Source organism: Streptomyces sp. NPDC057424 (assembly GCF_042803315.1).
GTDB lineage: Bacteria > Actinomycetota > Actinomycetes > Streptomycetales > Streptomycetaceae > Streptomyces.
Genome location: NZ_JBHVCP010000005.1, coordinates 44242 through 61980, shown reverse-complemented (window position 1 = coordinate 61980; position 17739 = coordinate 44242). Strand labels below are relative to the sequence as shown.

At 71.3% G+C, this 17739-nt stretch carries 16 protein-coding genes and 1 pseudogene; 8 read left to right on the top strand and 9 right to left on the bottom strand.

Going from position 1 to position 17739, the window contains the following annotated elements; all coding sequences use genetic code 11:
* The first annotated feature begins 24 nt into the window (after positions 1-24).
* Positions 25-2679, top strand: a complete 2655-nt coding sequence (locus ACFU3E_RS06750; protein WP_384153107.1) for an AMP-binding protein — start codon at positions 25-27, stop codon at positions 2677-2679.
* A 70-nt stretch (positions 2680-2749) separates the two neighbouring features.
* Here ACFU3E_RS06750 and ACFU3E_RS06745 read toward each other — a convergent pair whose 3' ends face one another.
* Together ACFU3E_RS06745 and ACFU3E_RS06740 are read right to left on the bottom strand one after the other, a co-directional pair.
* On the bottom strand, positions 2750-3889 hold the full coding sequence (locus ACFU3E_RS06745; RefSeq protein ID WP_384153104.1) for an ABC transporter substrate-binding protein: 1140 nt from the start codon (positions 3887-3889) through the stop codon (positions 2750-2752).
* Between the two features lie 194 nt (positions 3890-4083).
* Positions 4084-4578: a MarR family winged helix-turn-helix transcriptional regulator gene (locus ACFU3E_RS06740; RefSeq protein WP_384153101.1), complete on the bottom strand. Its 495-nt coding sequence runs from the start codon at positions 4576-4578 to the stop codon at positions 4084-4086.
* 188 nt (positions 4579-4766) lie between these two features.
* On the opposite strand from ACFU3E_RS06740, the gene ACFU3E_RS06735 reads away from it, so the two are divergent.
* Positions 4767-5768, top strand: a complete 1002-nt coding sequence (locus ACFU3E_RS06735) for a TIGR00341 family protein (protein ID WP_384153099.1) — start codon at positions 4767-4769, stop codon at positions 5766-5768.
* A gap of 79 nt (positions 5769-5847) precedes the next feature.
* Here the strand turns inward: ACFU3E_RS06735 and ACFU3E_RS06730 are convergent, their stop codons facing one another.
* Together ACFU3E_RS06730 and ACFU3E_RS06725 are read right to left on the bottom strand one after the other, a co-directional pair.
* Positions 5848-6177 (bottom strand): TfoX/Sxy family protein, encoded by a 330-nt coding sequence (locus ACFU3E_RS06730; protein WP_384153096.1) that lies wholly within the window; start codon positions 6175-6177, stop codon positions 5848-5850.
* An 8-nt stretch (positions 6178-6185) separates the two neighbouring features.
* Positions 6186-6644 carry an SRPBCC family protein gene (locus tag ACFU3E_RS06725; protein ID WP_384153093.1) on the bottom strand — a complete coding sequence of 153 codons (459 nt, stop codon included), beginning with the start codon at positions 6642-6644 and terminating at the stop codon, positions 6186-6188.
* Between the two features lie 224 nt (positions 6645-6868).
* On the opposite strand from ACFU3E_RS06725, the gene ACFU3E_RS06720 reads away from it, so the two are divergent.
* The 4 genes from ACFU3E_RS06720 (at position 6869) to ACFU3E_RS06705 (ending at position 11013) form a co-directional block, all read left to right on the top strand.
* Positions 6869-7447 carry a redoxin family protein gene (locus ACFU3E_RS06720; protein ID WP_384153090.1) on the top strand — a complete coding sequence of 193 codons (579 nt, stop codon included), beginning with the start codon at positions 6869-6871 and terminating at the stop codon, positions 7445-7447.
* Between the two features lie 6 nt (positions 7448-7453).
* On the top strand, positions 7454-8296 hold the full coding sequence (locus ACFU3E_RS06715) for a cytochrome c biogenesis CcdA family protein (RefSeq protein WP_384153087.1): 843 nt from the start codon (positions 7454-7456) through the stop codon (positions 8294-8296).
* Between the two features lie 268 nt (positions 8297-8564).
* Positions 8565-9608: a fatty acid desaturase family protein gene (locus tag ACFU3E_RS06710; protein WP_384153084.1), complete on the top strand. Its 1044-nt coding sequence runs from the start codon at positions 8565-8567 to the stop codon at positions 9606-9608.
* A 169-nt stretch (positions 9609-9777) separates the two neighbouring features.
* Positions 9778-11013, top strand: coding sequence for a PP2C family protein-serine/threonine phosphatase (locus tag ACFU3E_RS06705; protein ID WP_384153081.1), 1236 nt, complete (start codon positions 9778-9780; stop codon positions 11011-11013).
* Between the two features lie 51 nt (positions 11014-11064).
* On the opposite strand, the gene ACFU3E_RS06700 is transcribed toward ACFU3E_RS06705, so the two are convergent.
* From ACFU3E_RS06700 to ACFU3E_RS06690, 3 genes are all read right to left on the bottom strand, one after another.
* Positions 11065-12258: an HTTM domain-containing protein gene (locus ACFU3E_RS06700; protein WP_384153078.1), complete on the bottom strand. Its 1194-nt coding sequence runs from the start codon at positions 12256-12258 to the stop codon at positions 11065-11067.
* Positions 12248-12802, bottom strand: a complete 555-nt coding sequence (locus ACFU3E_RS06695; RefSeq protein ID WP_384153075.1) for a DUF5819 family protein — start codon at positions 12800-12802, stop codon at positions 12248-12250. The genes ACFU3E_RS06700 and ACFU3E_RS06695 overlap by 11 nt, the downstream gene beginning before the upstream one ends.
* 270 nt (positions 12803-13072) lie before the next feature.
* Entirely contained in the window at positions 13073-14413 is a 1341-nt protein-coding gene (locus ACFU3E_RS06690) for an ice-binding family protein (protein WP_384153072.1), read from the bottom strand.
* A 320-nt stretch (positions 14414-14733) separates the two neighbouring features.
* On the opposite strand from ACFU3E_RS06690, the gene ACFU3E_RS06685 reads away from it, so the two are divergent.
* Positions 14734-15201 carry a DUF5990 family protein gene (locus tag ACFU3E_RS06685; protein WP_384153069.1) on the top strand — a complete coding sequence of 156 codons (468 nt, stop codon included), beginning with the start codon at positions 14734-14736 and terminating at the stop codon, positions 15199-15201.
* A 187-nt stretch (positions 15202-15388) separates the two neighbouring features.
* Here ACFU3E_RS06685 and ACFU3E_RS06680 read toward each other — a convergent pair whose 3' ends face one another.
* Positions 15389-16702: a phosphatase PAP2 family protein gene (locus tag ACFU3E_RS06680; protein ID WP_384153066.1), complete on the bottom strand. Its 1314-nt coding sequence runs from the start codon at positions 16700-16702 to the stop codon at positions 15389-15391.
* A gap of 91 nt (positions 16703-16793) precedes the next feature.
* A pseudogene (locus ACFU3E_RS06675) lies at positions 16794-17287 on the bottom strand (LysR family transcriptional regulator); the annotation flags it as partial.
* An 83-nt stretch (positions 17288-17370) separates the two neighbouring features.
* On the opposite strand from ACFU3E_RS06675, the gene ACFU3E_RS06670 reads away from it, so the two are divergent.
* A complete protein-coding gene (locus ACFU3E_RS06670; RefSeq protein ID WP_384153063.1) occupies positions 17371-17706 on the top strand; it encodes a hypothetical protein in 336 nt (111 codons plus the stop codon).
* Positions 17707-17739 lie beyond the last annotated feature (33 nt).

The window sequence follows — 17739 nt, the reverse complement described above, 5'->3', positions numbered from 1 at the left end:
GTTGCCGCGGAAAGGGCGCGCCCCGTGCTCCACCCCTCCGAGCCCCTCCCGGCTCCGTCCCCCCTGCGTCTGCTGCCCGCGCAGCCCGTGCGGTCCGTGCGGCCGAACGGCGTGCCCTTCGCGCGCGGGCTCGCCGCCCACGGCGACCGGGTCGCGCTCATCACGCCGGAGGGAGAGCTGTCGTACCGCGAACTGGCCGAGCGGGTGGCCGCCACCGCCGAGCGCCTCGGGCCGGTACGGCGGCTGGTGCTGCTGGCCGGGGCCAATCGGACCGACGCGCTCGTCACGCATCTGGCCGCTCTGTCCGCCGGTCACCCCGTCCTGCTCGTCCCCGGCGACAGCGCGAGCACGATCCGCTCGCTGTCGCAGGCGTACGACCCCGACGTCGTGGCCCGCCCGGATGCCGGTGGGACGTGGATTCTCGAGGAGAGGCACCGCGGCAGCGTCCACACCCTCCACCCGGACCTCGCCCTGCTGCTGAGCACCTCCGGCTCGACCGGCTCGCCCAAGCTGGTGCGGCTCTCGCACGAGAACCTGCAGGCCAACGCCGAGTCCATCGCCGCGTACCTCGGCCTCGGCGACACCGACCGGGCGGCCACCACGCTGCCCATGCACTACTGCTACGGCCTCTCCGTCGTCCACAGCCATCTGCTGCGCGGCGCCGGGCTGGTCCTGACCGAGCGGTCGGTGTCCGAGCCGGCCTTCTGGGAGGAGTTCCGTGCCGCCCGCGGCACCTCGCTGGCAGGGGTGCCGTACACCTTCGACCTGCTCGACCGGGTCGGTTTCGAGCGGATGGAACTGCCGCACCTGCGCCGTGTCACCCAGGCCGGGGGCCGGCTCGCTCCGGAACGCGTCGCCCGGTACGCCGAGTCGGGGCGCCGCTCCGGCTGGCAGCTGTTCGTGATGTACGGCCAGACCGAGGCCACGGCCCGCATGGCCTACCTCCCGCCGCATCTCGCCGCCGGGCGCCCCGAGGCCGTCGGGGTGCCGATACCGGGCGGCTCCTTCCGGCTGCGGCCGGTCGACGGTCACGGTCCGGACGTCGGTGAACTGGTCTACTCGGGGCCGAACGTGATGCTCGGTTACGCCGGGAGCCCTGCCGACCTCGCCCTCGGCCGGACCGTGGAGGAGCTGCACACCGGGGACCTCGCCCGGCGCGCGTCCGACGGGCTGTACGAGATCGTGGGCCGCCGCAGCCGCTTCGCGAAGATCCTCGGGCTGCGCATCGATCCGCAGCGCGTCGAGTCCCTGCTGGAGGAGCACGGGGTCACCGCGTACTGCGCGGGGGACGGGGAGGCCCTGGCGGTGGCCGCGCTCGGGGGCGCCGGTGAGCAGGCAGGGATCCGGCGGCTGGTCGCGGAGGACTGCGGGCTCCCGTCCCGCGCCGTGCGGGTGCAGGTCCTCGACCGGCTCCCCCGCCTGGCCTCGGGCAAGCCCGACTACGAGGCCGTGCGGCGGGCGACTCGCCCCGTGGAGGAAACGGCACCCGGCGCCGGGGAGGACCTCCGCCGCGTCTACGCGGAGATCCTCGACCGCGCCGACGTCACCGAGGACAGCAGCTTCACCGGCCTGGGCGGCGACTCACTGTGCTACGTCGAGATGTCCCTGCGCCTGGAGGAGGCCCTGGGCCACCTGCCCGCCGACTGGCACACGAGGACGATCCGCGAGCTGCGGGCCATGGCGGCGCCCGCGGCGGCGGGACCGGGAGAACAGGAGGGGCCGGAGCCGCGGCGGGCCCGGCCGGCCCCGGGGCCGCGGGGGGCGCTGCGTTCCTGGACCACACCGGAGTTCTGGAGGACCCGCCGCACGCTGGAGACCGGCATCGCCCTGCGCGCCGTCGGGATCGTCCTGATCGCCGGCTCGCACGTCCAGGTGTTCGACATCAAGGGCTTCGCCCACATCCTCATGGGTGTCGCGGGCTACAACTTCGCCCGCTTCCAGCTGACCGGCGCCGGACGCCGCGAGCGCGTTCGGCGCCTGTGGCGCAGCATCGCCCGCATCGCGGTCCCGAGCATGGTGTGGATCACCGGCGCCGTACTCCTGACCGACTTCCTCGACCCGGCCAACGCCGTGCTGCTCAACAGTCTGCTCGACCAGGGGAACGACCGCTTCGACTGGGCCTACTGGTTCGTGGAGGCCCTGGTCTACTTCCTCGTCGTGCTCGCCGCCCTCCTGGCCGTACCGCTGCTGGACCGGCTGGAGCGGCGGTACGCGTTCGGCGTGCCGCTGGCCCTCACGGCCGTCGGCCTGGTCGGGCGCTACGACCTGCTGCACCTGGCGTCCGCCCGCCCCCAGCTGAGCCCCACCGTGGTCTTCTGGCTGTTCACGCTGGGGTGGGCGGCCGCGCGGGCCGGTACCGTGCGGCAACGGGCACTGCTGACGGCGGTGCTGGTGCTCACCGTGCCCGGCCTGTTCCAGGACCAGCCCGTGCGCACGGCCACCGTGATCGTCGGGCTGGGGCTGCTGATCTGGGTACCGGCCCTGCCCAGCCTCGGCCCGCTCAGCGCACTCGCGGGCGTCCTGGCGAGCAGCTCCCTCTACATCTACCTGACGCACTACCAGGTCTACCCCTACCTGCAGGAGCGCTTCCCCGTCACCGCCCTGCTCGCCTCTCTCGTGGTCGGGGTCGGCTACGCGGCGGTCGTGACCCGGGTGACGCGGACGGTCCGGTGGCTCTGACCGGGCCCTTCCACCACGGCGTGCCCGCGGCCGGCTCTTCCGGCCGCAGCGGACCGTGGCCGGCACCGAGTCAGCCCTGGGTGCCGTCCTGGTCGACGGGGTGCAGGCCGAGCACGCCCTGCGGGTCGGAGGGGTTCACGCCCTTGACGTCGCCGACATAGAGGTTGATGCGGGCCTTGTAGCGGTCGAGGGCGGTGCGGTCGCTCATGAACGCGCCGAGACCGAGCGGGTTCATGTTCGCGTAGTCGAAGATGCCCTTGCGGCCCGCCGGCGCGGCGACGTCGGTGCGGGCGCTCCAGGTGCCGATGGAGTCGCGCTGGGCGTCCTTGGACAGCAGCCAGCTCAGGTAGAGCTTGGCGGCGGCCTTGTGCGGGGCCTGCTTGAGGATGGCTCCGGTCTGCGGCCAGGCGACCCACGGCGACTTCTTCGGCAGGGTGGTCTCGGCGACGCCCGGGACGCCTCCGGATGTGCCGAAGCTCGCCACGTAGTCACCGGAGCCGACCAGGTCGGCGGAGTCCTGGGTGCCGCGGACGAACTTCGGGTTCTGGGCGAGCAGCTTCTTCAGGTAGTCGAAGCCGTACTTGTCGGTGAGCTGCTTGAAGTAGTAGAGGACGGCGTCGTCGTCGTTCGGGTAGGTGAAGACGAGCTTGTTCTTGAACTCGGGCTTGAGGAAGTCCTCGGCCTCGACGGGCGCGTGGTCGCCGAGCTCGGTGGCCGTGACGTTGGAGAAGGCGAAGAAGAACAGGCCGGTGTAGTAGCCGTCCTTGTCCTTGATCTGGTCGAAGACCTTGTTCCAGCCGACCGGCTTGTACTTCTGCAGCACTCCTTCCTTCTTCCAGCGCGGGAAGTCGTCGACGGTCTGGAGGTGGACGACGTCGGCCACCACGTGGTGCTCGTCGACCTGGTTGTCGATGCGGGCGTCGTGGTTCTTGCTGAAGTCGACGACGATGTCGACCTTCATCTGGGGGAACTTCTTGACGAACGCGTCCTTGAGGTAGTCCGCCTGGCCCGGCTTGTCACCGCCGGCGTAGACGACCAGGCGGCCGCCCTCGGCCACGGCCTCCTTGTACAGCTTCCGCAGCTGGTCTTCCTCACGCGTGTGCTTGGGGGCGGGCTTCGGGGAGGGCGTGGCGGCGGCGACGGTGGCGCCGCTCGCGGCCAGGACGCTCAGGGTGGCGGCGACGGCCCATGCCCTGCGGGGGGACTTCACACTCGGCTCCTTCGTGGTGGGGACAAGAAGGGGAAGCTTGATGCTTCAAGCATCTGCTTGCACCCTAGAGTCGGTATTGCAAATCTGCAACATCGCGCGATGAGTGCCCGGATGGTCAGGCAGTGGCAGTCGGTCGGGGAGGGGCGGGGAGGGGAGGGGAGTGCGGCAGGCTCGCCCCTGCCCCTGGAGGGAGGTCAGCGGCGCCAGGGGGGAGCGGCGGGGAACTCCGGGCGGTCCGGGCCCGTGAGGCCGGTGAGGATGATCTCGCACGCTTCACCGAAGGCCCGCGCCTGCTCGGGCGTCAGCCGGTCGAAGACGGCAGCCCGGACGGTGGCGACGTGGCCGGGAGCGGCCTGCTCGAGTGCGGTGAGCCCCTCGTCCGTCAGCACGGCGAGCTGGGCCCGCCCGTCCCCCGGCGCGCCCTCGCGGCGCACCCAGCCACGCTCCTCCATGCGGCTGACGGTGTAGGAGAGCCGCGTCCGGGCGATCTTCAGCTGTTCGGCGAGGTCTGTCATGCGCAGCCGTCGCTCGGGAGCCTCCGAGAGGAACACCATCACCGAGTAGTACAGGTGGCTGAGGTCGGCCTGGTGCCGCAACTGCTGGTCGAGAGCGTCCTCCAGCACCAGGCTGAGGTCGCGGTAGGCGCGCCAGGCGCGCTGCTCCTCGGGGGAGAGCCAAGGGGGTTCCATGGATCGCACTCTAGTGAGAGCTCCTTCGAGAGCCGGCTCTCCGGCGGGGTCCGGGGGGGCCTGGCAGTGCCTGCATTCCGGTGGCCGTCCGCACGGGAAGGGCCCGGCGTCACCCGCTCCGGCCCGGATCGATCACGTGCACCGTGTCCCGCAGGCCGGGATCACGCCGGTCGTGGTTCCTTGAGGGAATGCTCAACGGAGTTCGTGCCCGTGTCCTGCCGACCGCCCAGCGCCGCACGCTGAACGAACTGACACAGGACCTGGACCTGTCGTCCGGAGACACCACCTCCAAGCGTTCGGCATTCTGGACCATGCTGACGCTGTCGTCGGTCATCGCGGCCGGTGGGGTTCTCACGGACTCGACGGCCACCGTGATCGGCGCGATGATCATCGCGCCGCTGGCCACACCGATCATGGGCATCGCGCTGGGCTCGGTGCAGCGCCGCCGCACCGGAGCGGCCAGGACCGTCCTCTTCGCCTGCTCGCTGGTGATCGTGACGGGGATGCTCTTCTCAACGGTGCTCCCCGGCGACTACGACCTGCTCTCCAACAGCCAGATCGCGGCACGGACGTCACCGGGTCTGATGGACCTGGTCGCCGCCCTGGCGACAGGCTTCGCCGGCGCGGTGGCACTCGCCCGGCGGGACGTCGCCGCCGTGCTGCCCGGGGTCGCGATCGCCATCTCCCTCGTCCCGCCCCTGGTGGTGGCCGGAGTGTGCCTGGGCCAGTTGTCGGGCTGGCTCGCGCTGGGGGCGCTGGTGTTGTTCGTGTCCAACTTCTTCGCGCTGGTCTTCGGCGGCATGGTGGTCTTCGCCACGCTCGGCTATGGCACCCAGGCCGACAGGGCGAGCGGACGGCCCGCCCGCAGGACGTACGCGGCCATGGCCCTGCTGTTCGTCATCGTGTTCGTACCGCTGGCGGCCAACACCACGATCACACTCCTGCTCGACACCTGGACCGGCCGGACCAAGGACACCGCCGAACAGTGGCTCGCGGAAGTGCCGGGCGCGTCCGTCACGAGTGTCGACGCGACATCCCGGACCATGTACGTGCACGTCCGCACCCCTGGAGACCTTCCGCCGGTCAAGGCCTTGCTCGACCGGCTCCAGGGACGGATCCCGGACGGCATCCCCGTCGTCGTGGACACGTCGCGTGGCCGGCGCATCGACGCCGGAGTCGTCGGTGGCTGAATGCCGCTACGCGCCTTGCTCGCCGAGCGCACGCCGGGGCAACGGAACCAGGAGCGGAGGAGCCTGCCGCTGACAGGGGTTACTTGGGCGGCAGGCTCGCCGCGAAGGCCTGCCCCTGGTCGATCCAGCCGGCCAGGGCCTCGTCCTCGGACACGGCGGACGCGGCCACGACGACCCAGCCGCGCATCGGGCGTCCGGTGAAGTCGAAGGGCCGCGTCCCGGGCCGTGCCAGGGCGGCCTCGGTGGCGTCCGGGCCGACCCGGACCATCAGCTCGTCCCCGATCACCCCGACCGCCATGTTGCCCTCGTGCAGGAACGCCAGCCCGCCGAACATCCGCTTCTCCGTGACGCCCGGATCCGCACCCAGCCGGGCGCGCACGCGCTCCGCCAGCCCCTCGTCGAACGCCATGACCGCCCTCATCCTCCCGCTCGCCGGCTCACCTGCCGCTCAAGGTCCCGAAGATCCTTGACCAGCGACGAGCGCACCTTGCGCCCCATCATCGGCCCCGCCGGCCGGTAGAGGCCGGAGGCGTCACCGCGCACACGGATCCGGGCGTGCGTGCCGCCGTCCGGCAGCGGCTCGAAGGTGTAGGTCACGTGCATCGGCAGCGGGCCGGCCACCGAGACCATGTCCAGCAACCCCGGCGGCTCGTAGGCGGCGACCCGCAGCACGTAGTCGATCCGCCTGCCCAGGAAGTACGCCGTCCGCGTCACCTCCGCCCCGGCCCCGAACCCGCCCGCATCGGCCTCCCGCGTCAGCCGCGCCGTCCGGATGCCCTGCGTCCACTCGGCATCGTGGCGCCAGTCCATGGCGTACGCCGCCACCCGTTCGCACGGCAGCGGGATCACCCGCTCCACCGTCACATCGATGCCCATGCGCTGCCCCGAATCCCCGGCGACAGTTCCATGGACCCACCCCGGACGGTCGGCGGCAACCGGACGCTGTGGCGGACGACCGGCGCGTAGGCCGGGGCCCCCGGCCTCGAACGGCTCAGGGACGCCGCCGGCCGACGTCACCGATCTGTAAGCCCCCGGTTTGCTGCCCGCTCGAGCCGCCGCGACTACGCTCACCAACGGTCCCGACCCTCCAGGAGTCCTCCTTGCGCGCCCGTACTCTCCTCCCGGCCGCCCTCGCCGCCGCCCTCCTCGCTCTGACCGGATGCGGCTCGGACGACGGCTCGGCGTCCGCCGACGGCACGGGTGCCTCCACGTCGAAGGCGTCCTCCCCCGCCGGCTCCCACGACAGCGGCAGCGGGTCCCAGGACGCGGAGGTTCCCGAGACGCTGCACTTCACCGCCACCACCGTGGACGGCAAGCCGTTCGACGCGAAGACCCTCGCGGGCAAGCCCACCGTGCTGTGGTTCTGGGCGCCGTGGTGCCCGACGTGCAAGGGGCAGGCCGCCGAGACCGCCAAGGTCGCCGCCGCCTACGAGGGCCGGGCGAACGTCGTCGGCGTCGCGGGCCTGGACAAGAACTCCGCCATGCGCGACTTCGTCGCCGACACCGGCACCGGCTCCTTCCCGCACCTGTCCGACGAGAACGGCGAGGTGTGGAAGCGGTTCGAGGTGACCCAGCAGAGCCACTACGTGATCCTCGACAAGAACGGGAAGACCGTCCACGAGGGCGTCCTCCCCGGCGGCAAGGGCCTGGCGGAGAAGGTCGCCGCCGTCACCGGCTGACCCGCCATGGCCGAACTCCCTCTCGCCCTGGCGCTCGGCGCCGGGATGCTCGCCGCCGTCAACCCGTGCGGCTTCGCCCTGCTGCCCGCCTACCTGTCCCTGCTCGTCCTCGGCGACGACACGCCCCGCCGCGGCGTCGCCGTCGGCCGGGCACTCACCGCCACCGCCGCGATGACCCTCGGCTTCGCCGCCTTCTTCGGCCTCTTCGGACTCGTCATCCAGCCCGTCGCCGGCCAGATCCAGCAGCACCTGCCCTGGTTCACCATCGTCTTCGGCCTGCTCATCACCGCCGCCGGGGCATGGCTCCTCGCGGGCCGCCAACTGCCCGCCATGGCTCCGAAACTCCGCCGCGCCCCCACCGTCACGCGGTCCGTGCCCTCGATGGCGCTGTTCGGCATGGCGTATGCCACCGCCTCCCTCGGCTGCACCATCGCACCCTTCCTCGCCATCGTCGTCTCCGCCTTCCGCAGCGGCTCCACCGGCGAAGGCATCGCCCTGTTCACGGCCTACGCCGTGGGCATGGGCCTGATCGTCGGCGCCGCCTCCCTGACCGTCGCCCTCACCCGCACCACCGCCGTCACCCGGCTGCGCCGCCTCGGCGCGACAGCCCCGCGCCTCGGCGGCGCTCTGCTCCTCCTGGCCGGCGCCTACGTCGCCTACTACGGCTGGTACGAGATCCGCGCCCTGCGCGACCCTGCCACCACCGACCCCGTCATCGACGCGGCGGCGCACATCCAGCGAACCGTCGCCGACAGTCTGGACACGGCCGGACCCGCCGTGATCGCCGTGCTCTTCGCGCTCCTGCTCCTTGTCCCTCTGCTGATCCGGCGCCGCAGGGGATCACGCTGACCCGCCGGCAGGAGCCGGGAGACGGAGGCAGGGCAGAAGACCATCGCGTCGACGGCCCGCCCGGCCGCCTGCGGGCTGCGGTGCGCGCGGACCATCCCGGAAGCCCTGTGCTGACGCGGTGTGAGACCTGCCTGGCAGGGAATTCGTAGGGAGAAGAGGGCCTGCGCGGCCGCCGGCCGATGACGCAGGAAACGCGTCGCTGTCCGCGGCCGGTCTCAGCGGCCGCGGGACGGCGCCATCTGCCCTCTTCGGAGAGAGCGTCACCATCATGACCACGAACACCACGGTCCTCCCCCCGCCCTCGCAGGCGCCCGGCAGTGACTTCGCCCGGTTGTCGAGAAAGATCGCCGATGCCGGTCTGCTGGGGCGCCGTCCCGGCTACTACGCACTGCGGATCACGGTCGTGACCGCGCTTTACGCCGGTGGGTGGGCCGCCGTCGCGCTCCTCGGCGACAGTTGGTGGACCCTTGCGGTCGCTGCCTTCCTGGCCGTCGTCTTCGGCCAGGTCGCCCTCCTCGCGCATGACGCGGCCCACCGCCAGGTGTTCCGCCGACGCCGGGCCAGCGAGGTGTCGGGACGGATCGCCGGTGCCGGTATCGGGATGAGCTACGGCTGGTGGCAGGACAAGCACACCCGCCACCACGCCAACCCCAACCACGAGGAACTCGACCCCGACCTCGACCCCGACCTGCTGGTCTGGTCCCAGGACCAGGCACGGGCCGCCAAGGGGCTCCCCCGTCTGATCGGCCGCCGGCAGGCGTTCCTGTTCTTCCCGCTCCTCACACTGGAGGGCTTCAACCTCCACGTGTCGAGCGTGAAGGCGCTGGCCAATCGCTCGCTCAAGCACCGGGGGCTCGACGGGGCGCTGCTGTTCGGGCACTTCGCCGTCTATCTGAGCGTCCTGTTCTGGCTGCTGCCGCCCGGTACGGCGTTCGCCTTCCTCGCCGTCCACCAGTGCCTGTTCGGCGTCTACCTCGGCTCCCTCTTCGCGCCCAACCACAAGGGCATGCCGATCCTCACGGGCGAAGACCGCCCGGACTTCCTCCGCCGCCAGGTGCTCACCTCACGCAACGTGCGCGGCGGCCGGCTCACCGACATCGCGCTGGGCGGGCTGAACCACCAGATCGAGCACCACCTGTTCCCGAGCATGCCCAGCCCCAACCTGCGCAAGGCCCGGAGCACCGTCCGGCGCTACTGCGAGGACCTGGGCGTGGAGTACGTGGAGACCGGGCTGATCGCCTCCTACCGGCTGGCCCTCGTCAGTCTCCATCAGGCTGGAGCGCCGCTCCGGAACGCCCGGGTCCCCGCCTAGAAGTCCCGGGTGGGTCCCCGGATGCCCAGCACCACCGATCGTGATCCACCCGGCGTCCCGTGCCGCGGCACGCTCGGCGTGGTGCCATCGCGTGACCGTCCGCGGATTGACGCTCACCACGGAGGCTCCCAAGCTGGTAGCGAGGGGGCCGGCGGAAGGGACCGCGGTCGTGAGTGGTGGGCAGAGTGAGCTTCCCCGGCTGCTGACGGCAGCGGAGACGGCGGCGCCGGTCGACGCAGCCGACGTGGTCGCGGAGGACCTGCGGCAGCGCTTCCAGGCGGAAAGGGTCTCCTTCCTCATCGTGGATCTGACGGGAAAGGCCGTGGCGCGGCTGTCGACCGCCCCGGCGACGGGAGGCCGGGAGGCGGAACGGATCCCGCTGTTCGGCAGCGTCTACGAGGAGGTGATCCGTACCCAGCGGCTGTATCACGAGGCGACCGGCCAGGGGCATCGTGTGATCATGCCGGTGACCAACCGGGGCGACGCGATGGGACTGCTGGAACTGCTCCTGCCGGTCGACCCCGGCGAGGACGTCCTGGACGCGGTCGGGGAAGCCGCCCACGTCCTGGCCTACATCATGATCGCCAACGGGCGCTTCACCGACCTCTACACCTGGGGCAAGCGCTCGGTGCCGCCCACCTTGGCAGCGGAGATCCAGTACCAGCTCCTGCCACCGTCCCTGTCCTGCGAAGCCGCGCAGTTCACGCTGTGCGGGAGCCTGGAGCCCTCCGAGAACCTCAGCGGCGACACGTTCGACTACACCTTGGACCGCGACACCCTGCATGTGTCGGTGACCGACCCGATGGGACACGACATCGATGCCGCCCGGGCCGCCACGGTCCTGGTGAGCGCCCTGCGCGGTGCCCGCCGCGCGGGAGCCGGCCTGGCCGAGCAGGCCCGCCGGGCCGACCAGGCGCTGGCCGATCACGGCCACGGGCACGCCACCGGGCAGCTGCTGCACGTCCATCTCCGCACCGGGCGGGCCCGGCTCGTCAACGCCGGTCACCCGTGGCCGCTGCGCATGCGCGACGGGACGGTGGAGGTGATCACCTGCGAGGTGGATCACCCCTTCGGCCTGTCCGTGCTGGCGCCCCGTCCCTACCGCGTCCAGGATGTCGACCTGCGTCCCGGTGACCGCCTGCTCATGTTCACCGACGGCATGGTCGAACGTCATGGCGCCAAGGTCGACCTCGCCGACCTGCTGGAGCGCACCCGGGACCTGCACCCGCGGGAGGCCGCGCTGGCGCTGACGGCCGCGGTCCGGGACGCCGCCGACGGCCCGCTCGAAGACGACGCCACCGTCGTGTGCCTGGACTGGCACGGCCCTCAGGAGACGCAGCGGCACGTCAGCTCCGGCGCGGACACCCGGCAGGCCTCGGCCGCCCGCGAGCAGCAGCAGCCGTGACCGGGCTCCCCTTGGAGGGCGCCGGGGGACGCCCTCCGCACGGGTTCTCTGTCAGGATCCCTTGGCAGGGAGCCGGGGGGACGCGGTCTCCGGGCGGTCATGGGTGTCCTTCCGCTCGGCGGGAAGCACGACCGGGTGCTTCGAGCCGAGTGCGCCGCCGGGCCCGCCTTGCGCCGGGACGGCTCCGGCGCCTGCCGCTCGTGCCGGTACCGGCCCGCTGCCGGCCGTCCGCCGCATCACGCGTCGGCCGAGGCGAGGCAGAAGGGTGTAGAAGCGGTCGGGAAGGAACACCGCGTCGGCGACGATCATCGCCCCGGAGAAGAGCGGCAGTCCCATGAGCACGGCGATGCCGATGTGCATGCCCAGCAGCAGGATGAGAACGGGGTACTTGAGCCTGCCGAAGAGCACGAACGGGAAGGCCACCTGCAGCAGGACGGTCAGGTAGCCGGCGATGGCGATCACGAGCGTGTGCTCGTCGACGAAGTGCGAGAGCACGGGCCAGGGCCGGAAGAGTTCGAGGTTCAGGGCGTAGTGGAGAGCGGTGCCGTTGCCCCAGGTACTGCCCTGGACCTTGTACAGGCCGGCTGATCCGTAGAGAAGACAGACCTGCGCCGCGATGAGGAACATGCCGCAGTTGTGCAGTGCCGTGACCAAGATGCTCCGGCCGTCGCGGAGTTGCCGGGTGAGGGGGCTTCCCGGCGGTCGCGGCGCGCTGTCGGCGGGAACCGGCTTCGCCTTGAGTCTGCGCGCGTCCAGGGACCAGCGCCGGCCGCAGGCGGTGAGGACGAGGTAGAGGGCCATCAGCAGGAGCAGGTTGTCACCCCCGTCGGTCATGAAGATCGCGCGGGCGTGGAAGGAGGTCACCACGACGGCGAAGAGAACGGACATGACACGGGTCCGCCAGCCCAGCATGAACAGCGCGGAGACGACGAGGGCCAGGACGTAGCAGAGTTCGAAGTACCCCCGGCTGTCCGACAGAGCCAGCACGCTGACCCAGCCCGTCTGTTCGAAGAGCTCGCGGGCCAGGGCGGGCGTCCAGGGGGATCCGGGGCCCCAGATCTCGTCCCGGTGCGGGAACTCACGCAGCAGAAAGACCAGGTAGAGCAGCCCGTAGCCGATGCGCAGCACCGACGCGGCGTACAGGGACACCGGCCGCCCGGTCAGGAGGTCCCACCCCGCGGTGATCCGGCGGCCGAGCCGTTCGCCGGCGCCGGGCAGCGCCGTCCCCTGCGTCTCATTCGGCATGGCGGGTCACCTTCCACCAGGGCAGGAGCCGGTTCTCGGACGGCTTCGGCGGGCGAGCGCCCGCTGATCCGGGAGCGGCGACGGGCAGCGTGACGACGCGGAGCTGGACGAAGTCGAACGGATCGCCTTCATGGGCGGCGAGGCGGTCCGCGGCGATGTTGGTCAGATACGTCCGCATCATCACGGCACGTTCCGTGCGCGCCCTGTCGTCCCCGCCATGCGAGTCGACATAGCCCGACCAGGCGCGACGCAGCATGTTCTGCGCCGTGTGGCTCGGAAACGCCTGATGTTCGACCGCGGAGCCGTCCGTGGCGCTGAGATCGAGCCAGGGGCTCACCTCAACCGATCCATCGGAAGCGGTGTGGGCGGTTCTCGCCAGAATCTGCCGGTTGACGGATTCCGGATCCGGGGCGAAAAGCCGCCAATTCTGTTCGAAGAAGGGGAAAACCCATGCATTGATCTGCGAGCCGTATCGCTTGGAGACGGTGTTGGCCGGTGCGACATGGAGAAACACCAGAAGCACATGGACGACACTCGCCACCATGCACAGGACCACCACGGCGCACACACTTTTTCCGAGGACACGGGTACCTCTTGGCAACGTGGGCGGAGCGGCCGTGGCGTCAGGACATTCCCTCGCATCCGGACCGGGTGCGGAATGCTGGATTTCCTTCACGTCCGCTGCATCGATTCCGCTTGACATCGCCTACCGCCTTTCTCATATCAGCCGCCCATGCCGGGCGGCGCGCGGCGGATTCGAAGAGATTCCGCCGCGCGCCGTCATCGGGTGAGCGGGCTGACCACAGCGCGTTGCCTAGCCGTCGTGACGCTGGGAGTGGTCGTCGCCCTCGTGGCCCTTGGGCTTCCCGTCGTGGCCGTACTTCTCGTGGGGCTGCTCGCCGTAGCCGTACTTCTCGTGGGGCTGCTCGCCGTAGCCGTAGTCCTCGTGGGGCCGCTTGCCGTGGCCGGAGTCGTCGCCGTGACCGGGCTTGCCGTGGCCGGAGCCGTCGCCATGGCCGGGCTTGCCGTGACCGGGCTTGCCGTGACCGTGCCCACCGTCGTGGCCCGGCCTTCCGGGCTTGCCCGGCCCGTGGCCGTGGCCGCCGCCGTTGCCGCCGCCGTTGCCGCCGGTGGTGTTGCCGGCCGTGTTGCCCGCGGTGTTCCCGGACGTGTTGCCGGCGGAGTTCCCGGCCGTGTTGCCGGCGACGTTGCCCGCGGTGCTGCCGGGCGAGGCGATGGGGCCGCCCAGCAGGCCGCCGGTCACGAGGCCGCCGCTGACGAGGCCGCCACCGAGAAGCCCTCCGGTGGTCGTGCCCGCGGTGGTTCCGGTGGTCGTGCCCGCGGTGGTTCCGGTCGTCGTGCCGGTGGTCGTGCCGGTGGTCGTGCCCGTCGTCGTGCCACCCGTGGTGGAGGTCGCGCACCCGCTGAGGAAGATCCTGTTGTTGTCGAGCGTCACGGAGGCGTTACGGGCCAGCGCCCGGCCCTCGATGTTCGCACCCGAGTTGGCGCTGATCGCGGTCAGAGCCATGATGGTGCCCACGAACGTGGAGTCGGTGCCGAGGGTGGCGGAGCTGCCGACCTGCCAGTACACGTTGCACGGCGAGGCGCCGTTCGTGAGGAGCACCCGGCTGGCGGACGCCGTCGTCAGGGCTTCGGGAATCTGGAACACCCAGACGGCGTTCGGGTCTCCCCCGGCGTTGAGGATCAGGTCGCCGGTGAGGCCGACGCCGACTTCGGCGGTGTGGACGCCCGGAAGCAGCGTCTGGCCGTTGCCGATGGCCGCCGGGAGGGCGAAGTCCGTGGCCTGGCCGGCCGCCTGGTTGTACGCCGTGACCAGGTCGGACTTGGCCTGGAGTGCGACAGCGTCCCCAGCGTGCACGGCGCCGAGCACGAGACCGGGCGGGAATCCGGTGATGGCCGGGTTCGGGTGCGTGCCGAGGTCGTGGCTGATCACCGAGGGGCCGGTGTTGGTGACTCCCTCCCCTGCGAGAACGGAGAAACTCGCGGCCGTGGCCAAAGGCACGGGCGTCGCGATGGCCAGCGCCTGCGTCGGCGTCAGGGCAACCATCGCAGCGGCGACCGTGGCGGCAAGCGCCGATGCCAGCATGCCGGACATGGTACGGCGGTGAGTTACCTGCGGGATCTTCAGCTTCATCGAAAAGCCATTTCCTGTGGGGCCATGGCGTACCGGGCCCTACCAATCACCCGGGAAGCCTCGTTGCTGTTACTGCCGCCGCATATTACGCAGAAATATCGTTGTAACTGACTTGAACAAGACAGAAGAATTGCAGCTCATTCGGACGGCGCACAGCGCTGTGAAAATAGCTTGAACTCGAATGCCGGAGCCAAATGCAGCAATTTCCCTACCGGCGCCTCCGGCACGGGACGCCTTCGGGCACCGGATCACCGCACCCGGCCAGATCACGGCGGCCGCAGATTGGCCCCTGTGCGGACGCCGGCGGGATGATGGCGGGCATGCGCATCCGCATCGACGCCGTCGACCTGCCCGGCCGCACCTGCCCGGCCCCTGCCGCCGCCAACGTCCCCGAGTACGGCAACCTCCACGTCGCCGTGCAGCGCCGCGACCGTCCGGCCGAACTCCTCGCGCCGCAGCCCGGTGACGCGCCGTCCGCGACCTGGACCCTGGAGTGCACCACCAGCGTCTCGCCGGCCGGCACCGAGGTCCAAGGCCCCTACGTCCAGGACCGTCTGGGCCGGCGGTTCATCTACCTCTCGTGGGGCACCGTCGACGAGTCGGGCAGCTTCACGATGTTCCGCCGCGCCAAGCTGATGCTCGACGTCATCCCCGCCGACGTACTCGCCGCCGCCGCACGCGACGGACTGCTGGTCGGGCGCCTCGGCCTGACCGACGCACAGGGCGGGCCCCTCTGCGCACGCGTCCAGCCCCCGCACATCACCTGGACCGCCGAACGCGCCGGGTAGCAGATGCCGCACACCGCCCCAACGCCGGCAGCTGCCACCGAATCGGCAGCCTCCCCGGCCCGTGACCGGACGCCGGGAACACCGGCAGGAGCAGCGCGGCCGGTCTGCGCCTTGCGGGTCTCCGCACCGCCTCGCCGCCTGCGGGTGATGGACGGTCAGGTCCTCCAGCCCGCCGCCGCAACGCGGCTCACGCTGGTTCCGGTTCCGGTGCCGGTTCCGGTTGCGGTTCCGGTTGCCGCGTCGGTGCGACCGCCGGTTCCCACTGTCGGGTGGTCCGTACATAGCCGTAGAGCACCGACGTCATCGCCAGGATGAGCAGGGGCCCGGACGCCTCCGGATGTCCGGCCATTTCCATCGGCAGGTAGCGGTACGCGACCAAGAGCGCGGTGAAGATCGTGGTGCCGTAGACGACCAGCTGGATTCCTCGGCGGTCCCGGCCTCGTTCGAGCGAGCGGAGGGCTGCCTCGATGGTGAGGGCGAACACCACGCCGGCGACGAGGTCCACGCCATAGTGGTAGCCGAAGCCGAGCGTCGCGGCGAGAGTGGCGATCAGCCAGAACGTGCCCGCGTAGCGCAGGATCCGCGGGGCTCTGCGGGTATGGATGAAGATCGCGACGGCCCACGCCGTGTGCAGGCTGGGCATGCAGTTGCGGGGGGTGATTCCGTCGTACGTCATCGGGACCGGGCTGGTGATCGGCAGCGGCGTGTGCGGCCACAGGTTGACCGCCGCCCATTCCACGCCACCGGTGCCGGATGCGCCCGGGCCGTAGGCGAAGACCGGGCCGACGACCGGGAAGAGCATGTAGATGCCGGGCCCGAGAAGGCCGATCACCAGGAAGGTGCGCACCAGGTGATGGCTCGGGAAGCGGCCCTCGGCCGCCACGTTGCGCAGCTGGTAGAAGGCGACGACGACCGCGGCCACCGCGAGCTGGCCGTAGACCAGTTGGAGAACGTGGGAGCTGACCGGGTCGGTGGCCTCGACCAGCCGGCCCGCGAGCCATGACGGGTTGCCGAGCGCGTGATCGGCCATGGCCACGTACTGGTCGAGTACCGTCGGGCGGGCCTTCGACGTGATGAGCAGCCAGGTGTCGCCGGTCTTGCGGGCGGCCACCAGCAACAGGCCCAGCCCGACGCCCTTCAGCAGCAGGACGCGTTCGCTGCCGGTGCGGCGCGTGACGGCGAAGACCGCGAAGCCCAGCATCACCCACAGCGCACCGGTGCCGAAGACATGGCCGCCGGACAGGTCGGCGTCGACAGCCCACCGCACCGGCAGGAGGAGGGCGTCGACGCCGATCGCGGCGCCGGCCGCGAGGAACCGCTGCCGCCAGGTGAGCACCACCATCATCAACACCAGACCGCCGTACAGCGGGCCCGGCTTGGGGGCGAGGGCCAGGGCCTGCACCTGGTTGGTGACCGGCCCCGGTTCACCGTAGCGGCGTGCCGCGATCTCCAGTGCGATGAGGAACCCGCACGCGACCACACCGGCCGCGATCCACAGCATCGCGCGCCCATGGCGCCACGTACCCCACGACGTCCTGCCGCCTCTTCGCGAGAACACCCGCGATGCTCTGGCTATCAATCTTCTGGCCGATTCATCCGAATGGCTGGGGAGAGGGAGAGCGATGGACGGACCACCGCGAGTTCGAACATGCTAGCGGAGGGTCGCGTGTCGGCTGCCGCGTCGGACGGCCCTCTCGCGAACTCACCCGCATCGCCGTCCGGACCGGTCCCGCCACAGCCCGGGATCTGCTGTGGGGTGGCCACGCGATCAGCGTCGTGACCGCCGGCGCGTCCAGGACCGGTTCGGCGGTGAGGCCCTCGCGCGGCCGGGTCCGGTACGACTCCGGTGCGGTCCAGCAGGCACGGCCGAGTGCGATCAGCCGGGGCAGTTGCTCGTGGTCCCGGGCTTGTGGGCCGGGGCCGTCCGGGCAGGTGCCGTCGGGGCCGGGCCGGCGCGGCATCGGCAGCCCAGCAGCGCCACGTCGGCCCGGCCGTCGCGCAGCATCGGTCCCTGCTCGCCCGTGCTGCCGCACAGGAGCAGATCGACGGTGACCGCGTCGGGTTCGGCCGCGTAGGCGTCGAGCAGCCCCGGCCTCCGTCAGGGGGACCGACGCGCAGCTCCTCGGCGACGGCGACGAAGTACCGCAACTCCCTTGTTTCCACGGCGACATGGTACTGATCGGACCTGGGTCGGCCTCAACGGTCTCCGCGGGGCCCGCCCCGGAGCAGGGCGCGGCGGTCGCGATCCGGCTCGCCACGCTGCCCGACGACGGTCCGAGCGGCAGGTTCTTCGACGACGAGGCAGAGGTGCCGTGGCGGCCCCGGAGGGAGCCGCGGGTCCGTTCAGCGGGCCTTCGGGGAGACCGGGTCGCGGTCGTCGTCACCGACGGTGACGACGATGCCGGCATGTCCACGCAGGTATCGCCCGGGTACGCCCGCACGGGGGATGTGACCTATGTCGCGGGAGCGGGATTCCGGCGCGCTCACCGCCGTACCGGCCGCTGACGGCGGTGGCCGCGGCTCGCCCCCGTCGACGGA